Source organism: Paraburkholderia sp. J69-1 (genome assembly GCF_905220255.1).
Classification (GTDB): Bacteria; Pseudomonadota; Gammaproteobacteria; order Burkholderiales; family Burkholderiaceae; genus Paraburkholderia.
The window spans coordinates 1-5,845 of sequence record NZ_CAJMZG010000049.1; the positions used below are offsets into that span (position 1 = coordinate 1).

Sequence of the window (5,845 nt, forward strand, 5' to 3'; positions counted from 1 at the left end):
ACCGGAAGTCAGCAATCAAGCAGTGGCAGACAAGCCTGAAGTTTCCTCGAATTGCTGAAGTCGTATCGCTAGCGTCGTTCGCAGCACTGCGCGCCGACGATGTCGCGATATACGCCAGCGCATCCATCCCCTTCAGCGTCTCGTCTCTCACCAAACGCGACGCATCAGGGGCGGGTCGAAAATGTCCTCGCTCCGGCGCATCTGGCATTTTTCCGACGGGACCTTCGCCAGCACCAGAACGACCTCGATGCTCGATAAATCGGACTTTATGGCGTTAATGCTCGATTTATCGAGCATTCGAACTCGTGCTGGTTACCGGCCACGTGCTACACATCTACACCGGTCACGATGCGGACGAAATCGAGTTCTTCTACGCGCCGTGCGTCGGCGCTCAACGCGTGACACGCGGCTGGCGAACCCAGCACTACATTCCGGACGGTTCTGTGCTGCGCGTGCGCGCGGACACCGGCGCGCGCGTCGACCTGCAACTGCCGCAACGTTTTGTTCCCTACGTGCTGCTGCGTTACCGCTCGGGGGCAATCATCCCGGTGCCCATGCGGGTGGTGCTGGCCACCGTCGACTTGAGCAGCCGACGCGTCGGGCTGCAATACCAGAGCACTTTTGCTGCCGCCGTGCCGATCCGCAAGATCGAAATGCGCCTGACTACGCCGGGCGGCCTGCCATCGTCGGGTGAAACCGCTGCGCGCTATCAGGAAGGCACCCAGGCCATGCTGCAAGATCTGGCCGCCTGCCCACCGCCGCGCCCACACGCGATCGAAGCCTGCGCCACGCCGACGCGCATGCCGAATCCACTGATTTACTATTCATCCGGGGAGCTTGCGAGCCAACGACAGACGGCAGCGGCTAAAACTTCGCCGTAGGCAGTCACGGCGGCCAATGCCCGCTCTCCGAAAAGGCCGCGCTGCCGCGCGTCCCGTGAATTTGCGCGGCAGTCACCTTCGCGGATAACAACACGCGCACGGGCGCCCGCCACCCACATCAATGGGAAAAATGGGAAAACTTGCGAATAATGGGAAAAGCGTTATAATTCCCGTACCGAACTGAAACCCATCGGGGAGACTCATGCTTAACTGGGATGACGAGATCCACCTTTCGCGGCTCGAGGTCGAGCATGCGAGGCAACTCGCCATCGCTCCGCTTGACGAGGCAATCGAGCACATCGAGAGTCTCCTGCTACGTGTGCTCCAGTTGGAGGCGACTCCCAATCGTGACCAACTGGTCACCAAGATACTTGCGCTCCACACGGAACGGCTCGCCATCAAGCGGGAGCGATTGACACAGCTCGATCGCATCCTCCCGGGCAACGAACGCGTCGTGCAAGTTCGAGCCGGCGAGCTGAGAGCGACATTCAACCGCTACGACGACGAAAAGATCATCCGCCGCAGCGGCACTATGGTCACCTTCGACCCGTGCCGGGTCGCAGGCGTCCTCCTGCGCGCACTTGACGGCACGGCCGGACGCTCCATGTGCGGCTTCGTCGATCACATCTGCGACATTCTTGTCGCTCGCCAGCGTGAATCCCGCCCAGCGCGTAACGACGGGTTCCGCTTTAGGCACACACGCGGCCTCGCCTTTGTGACCCGCATACTTCATCGGACTGCTACCGGCAGCCTGATTTCTCGTTGCGCAAGGCAAATTCGTCGGCCTCGTACACGCCGCATCTGCAGCCGGAGCAGCGCCTGCCGGGCCTGGATGCTCGCGCCTCTTGGTGCGCCCCCTCTGGATTGCTAAACAGGAGTCGTTATGCAACTGGCAACCAAACAAAAACCCGATGTAAAGGCAGACCTGCGAGCGCTCGTGAACGGGCAGTACGTGGGTGACGCCGACGCCCTGATAGAAAAGGTCGCGGCGGACGTTCTCTTGACCGTGCTTGAACGGGTCAAGGCGAAGTCCGGCGCCGAAGCCGTTGCAGGCCTCGCGAATCGCGCAGCCCGCAAAGAGGTCGCGTCCCGGCTTGCCGAATGGCTGATCAGGGACAACGAGCGCGTGGATGCAGGCAGCGTTTGTTTGCCAGTTGCTAAATGGAGCCCCGAAAAAGTGATCGAACGCACTGGCGTTTCGAAGAGCACGCTTTACCGCAGCGGCCAGACACAGTTCTACTGTGTCGTGCCGATCGGCAAAAAAAACGGCCGCGCATACCCCGCGTGGCAGTTTGTCGGCGATGTTCCTTCGCATTTGCCAGAGATTCTCTCGATCCTTCGCGGCGATTCACGAATTCAGGTCAATACGTTCTTCATGTCCGAGCAGGACGCGCTGAATGAGCTTTCTCCAGCCGAGGTCCTGGCCGGAATGCCATTCGAAGACCGCAAGCAGGTCGCACCTGAGCAGAAGCGTATGCTCTCGCTGCCCCTGAAACAGCGGTTAATAAAGATCGGCGCACTGGCACGGATGGAGGTGGCCGGCCTGGAATGAGCAACTAGTCGATGCAAAAAAATGAAGAAGTGAAATACCAGTTGCCTCAGCATCTGGAAGGTCGCGTACCAACGGCCGCGCAGATTTTGAAGGCGCTCGGCGATCAGGAATATACGTACGAGGTTGATCGGGTGTTCGTGCGCGCGGTCGACGATGAACGCTTCGTTGCGACCGCGTCACCTTACACGGCGCACCGCTTCGGACCACCGATCGAGATGGCTGGAGAGGACGGCACGCTTCCCTTCACGTGGGTCTACTTGGCGATGGACGGCCTAGTCGCAGCGTGGGAAAGTCAGCTGGTTCTCAACAATCGCGGTGCCGGAAGCGGCTTTCACATCCAGCGGAAAGCAGAAGCGAAAGGCGTTCTCGCGTCGGTCCGATTTAAACGATCTCTCGTGTTGTGGAGTCTCGGCGAGGACCATAGCAGCCGGCTCGGCATCCAGGACCCGATCTCCGAGCGCGACCATGAAACGTGTCAGCACTTCGGTTTGCAACTTCGCGAAGCCATGTTGATGAAGCCGCCTAGCGAGCGGCCGGATGGGTTTGTCTACCCCTCACATCGCGTCAAGGGCTATCCGGCACTCGCACTGGCCGACTGGGCGGCGCCGGATCTCTTCGCCGCCGCCGAGCGATCCGTCGAGCGATTTTGCGACACCGAACTGTACGCACGCTTTCGCGCCGATCCGATGTGCACTGCACCGCCTGAACTCGATGCTCGCTAACCATTAACAGGCATGCGCGCGACTCGCGTCAGAAGTCGTGAGGGTCGCGCGCGCTCAGCCCAAGCCAGATATCGAGAGATCTGGCCAACGTCCGCAACACCTCTTCCTGCTCAGGGAATCCAGCGAAATCGATGGCGTCGCACCGCGCCTTTGCGACGTCGATACCAATGAAATCCTCGATCGTCTCCCTGTTGAAGTGATTGTGGGGCGTTGACACCCGGTCACCGGCCGAATACCTCGTGCCCCGGCTCATCATGCGCGCGGCCATACGTGCGAAACCTTCGTCGGTCCGGATCTGGAGTGCTACCCACTCACGCGGTTCGTCCGGCAAACCGGCGTAGTCACTCCAGCGATAGAGCAGGGACATGAGCCCGGAATCTTCGAGCAGCGCATCGCCGTTCAAGGCGCGCTCGCGTACCAGCCTCAGCCATTCGACCTTCAGCGCTTCCACCGCGCCCGGATCGAGCGCCGGATCGAAGTTCGCCTGTTCTTCCTCGCGTCGATCCGCAGGATCGCTCAGATGGATCAGTATCGCGGCGACGGAAAGCGCACCCGTCTGACGCAACGCTGCAAGTGCCCGGTGCCCGCGAATGTCCTCCGGAAGACGCTTCAAGAATCCGCTCGTTGCCCGCCATGCCGAGATCCATGGTGAACTGAAAGGGTCGCCGTCCTGCGTACCCGCGAGCTTCTCCGCGATCCGGAACATGCCCGGCAACAACACCTCCGCGTGCTCGACCGGCAGACGGTCAACCGACTCGTCAAACCTCGCCACAAGCGAGGGAAGCAGACCATCGGCCTCAATGCCGACGATCGCCCCATCAAGCTGGTCCTCCGTTGCCGACGCTTCGAGAAACGCGATGAAGCGACGCTCCGACAACTCGCCGACAGCAGTCTGGAGTTCAAAGTAGCGCGCGAAATAACGCGACGTGCACACCCGCTTTTCCCGCAGCCACCTCTCGCGAAAGCCGTCACCGTAATTGGCGCCGCCGAATGCCCACTCAAGCGGCGGGAAAAGCTCCTTGAGCGCGTCCTTCGCGACGTCTCGACGCGGCGCCGGCACAAGGTCAAGAAGCCCTTGAGCCGCAGCGCGCTCCACGTCCTGCCGGTGGTCGCCCTGAAAGCGCCGCTCCTGGACCACCAGCTCCCTTTCCCTGAACAGCGCCGCATGGAGATCCGGCTCAAAAGCCCGGAACGCTTCCAGAACGAGAAAATCAACGATATTGACTTCAAGCACGTCACCGTCGACGTGCAATGGCAGGTGAACGGCAATCGACGAGATCAGTCTGCGGGCATCGCGCAGATTGCGTAGCAGGGGCTGAATACAGCCCGCAAACGCGTTACCCCAGCGGGTTGGCGTGAAGCCGTTTGTCTCGGTCGCGAAGGCACCCGCCAGTCCCGAAAGCTCTTCCCCGAATATCCGATGCACGATCGCTACGGGAGTGGCCGGCAGGTCGAAGTTGGCTTGTACGATCTTTTCGAGGAAAGCCCGACCATCATTGTTGGCGACCGGATCTAGCGCCGACTCCACGATGCTGCGCTGGAACAGAAGCACGAACACGAGGTTCGGCAGGTTGGCGTTCGCCTTCACCTGACGAAGCAGCACACGAATCTGGTCGGGTTCAAGACGGTCGATGTCGTCGACGAAAATGACCAGTGGTCGTTTGAGTTTGCGCAGACTGACTTCGAGGGCTTCACGCACCTTGTCGAGCGACTCGCCGCTACGATCATGCCCGAGGTATGCGAGCAGGCGCCCAAGCAGAGGGAAGGCGAACGAGAGAAAGGCGAGCACGCCCGCCACCGTCGCTACCGCTGGCAGATCAAACCCCACAGCAGACGCGACGGCAATCACCGAAACGTTGGTCAGTCCTTTCGCGATAACGTCGCTCACGGTACCGCCATCCTTTCAGCCTGTCGCTCGCCCCGGTGAGGATTGCGCCGTATCGTCGTAGCGCCGCGGCGCGATCGAGCGCGGCCGTGGAATGCGGCCCGCCCAAGCGATCTGCTATCTGGGCGAAAAGGGCACGGGCAATGGCATCACCGTCGCCCCACTGCCATGGGTTGAAGTCAAGCCATTCGGCTCGCTCGCTCCCGGCTTCGAGGCGCTCGGTGACGAGGTTTTTAAGCGAGGACTTTCCGAAGCCCCAGCCCCCACGGATTGCAAACACCCGGCCCTCGCGAAGGCTTAGTTCAGAGAGCACAACGGCAATGCGTTCGGCGAAATCGGCGCGCCTCAGGCGATCCTGTGATATCGACCGGATCGGTGACTCCGCACCAATTCCGTTGTCCGGTACTTCAGCTCTCGCCGCCCCCGCATCTACCCGCGCCCGGCGACGGGCCAGCCATGCCGAAAGACGAACCCGCAGTCCGGCCGTCACGCGACAATCCCTCGCAAGCGCACTCCCGCAAAGCCGATCCCGCAGCCGCGCCCGTTGCGCTCCCGACACCTGGCCATCTCTCCCGTCCCGTAGACAAATTGAACGATGCGGTCCCCCGAATCCTATCCGGATCCGGTTCAGCAAGGTGGGACGAGGCGCGCGCACCGCTCACATTGCCGTAGTCCGCAATAAAAGTGACACCATTGCGACGATAAATGTGCCACAACGCGGCGGGCACCCGGACCGGTGCCGAAAGATTAGCGCTGAGGAGACACAGCAAGCACACCGCCGCTCTCTGCGAACTTCCGATATCGA

7 protein-coding genes are annotated in these 5,845 nt (G+C 61.3%); 4 read left to right on the forward strand and 3 right to left on the reverse strand.

What is annotated here, in order from left to right:
* Window positions 1-147: 147 nt before the first annotated feature.
* Entirely contained in the window at window positions 148-297 is a 150-nt protein-coding gene (locus U5A67_RS40100) for a hypothetical protein (protein ID WP_321818783.1), read from the reverse strand.
* Between the two features lie 8 nt (window positions 298-305).
* Here U5A67_RS40100 and U5A67_RS40105 point away from each other — a divergent pair, with 8 nt between their 5' ends.
* The 4 genes from U5A67_RS40105 to U5A67_RS40120 all read left to right on the forward strand — a co-directional run bounded on the left by U5A67_RS40105 (window position 306) and on the right by U5A67_RS40120 (window position 3,155).
* Entirely contained in the window at window positions 306-881 is a 576-nt protein-coding gene (locus U5A67_RS40105; protein WP_321959828.1) for a hypothetical protein, read from the forward strand.
* A 202-nt stretch (window positions 882-1,083) separates the two neighbouring features.
* Window positions 1,084-1,752, forward strand: coding sequence for a hypothetical protein (locus tag U5A67_RS40110; protein WP_321818781.1), 669 nt, complete (start codon window positions 1,084-1,086; stop codon window positions 1,750-1,752).
* 12 nt (window positions 1,753-1,764) lie between these two features.
* The gene (locus U5A67_RS40115; protein ID WP_321818780.1) at window positions 1,765-2,433 is read left to right on the forward strand and encodes a hypothetical protein; all 669 of its coding nucleotides are present in this window, start codon (window positions 1,765-1,767) and stop codon (window positions 2,431-2,433) included.
* A gap of 11 nt (window positions 2,434-2,444) precedes the next feature.
* A complete protein-coding gene (locus tag U5A67_RS40120; protein ID WP_321818779.1) occupies window positions 2,445-3,155 on the forward strand; it encodes an RES domain-containing protein in 711 nt (236 codons plus the stop codon).
* A gap of 28 nt (window positions 3,156-3,183) precedes the next feature.
* Here U5A67_RS40120 and U5A67_RS40125 read toward each other — a convergent pair whose 3' ends face one another.
* The gene (locus U5A67_RS40125; RefSeq protein WP_321818778.1) at window positions 3,184-5,043 is read right to left on the reverse strand and encodes a P-loop NTPase fold protein; all 1,860 of its coding nucleotides are present in this window, start codon (window positions 5,041-5,043) and stop codon (window positions 3,184-3,186) included.
* Window positions 4,973-5,695, reverse strand: coding sequence for a P-loop NTPase fold protein (locus U5A67_RS40855; protein WP_415768382.1), 723 nt, complete (start codon window positions 5,693-5,695; stop codon window positions 4,973-4,975). The genes U5A67_RS40125 and U5A67_RS40855 overlap by 71 nt, the downstream gene beginning before the upstream one ends.
* Between the last annotated feature and the right edge of the window lie 150 nt (window positions 5,696-5,845).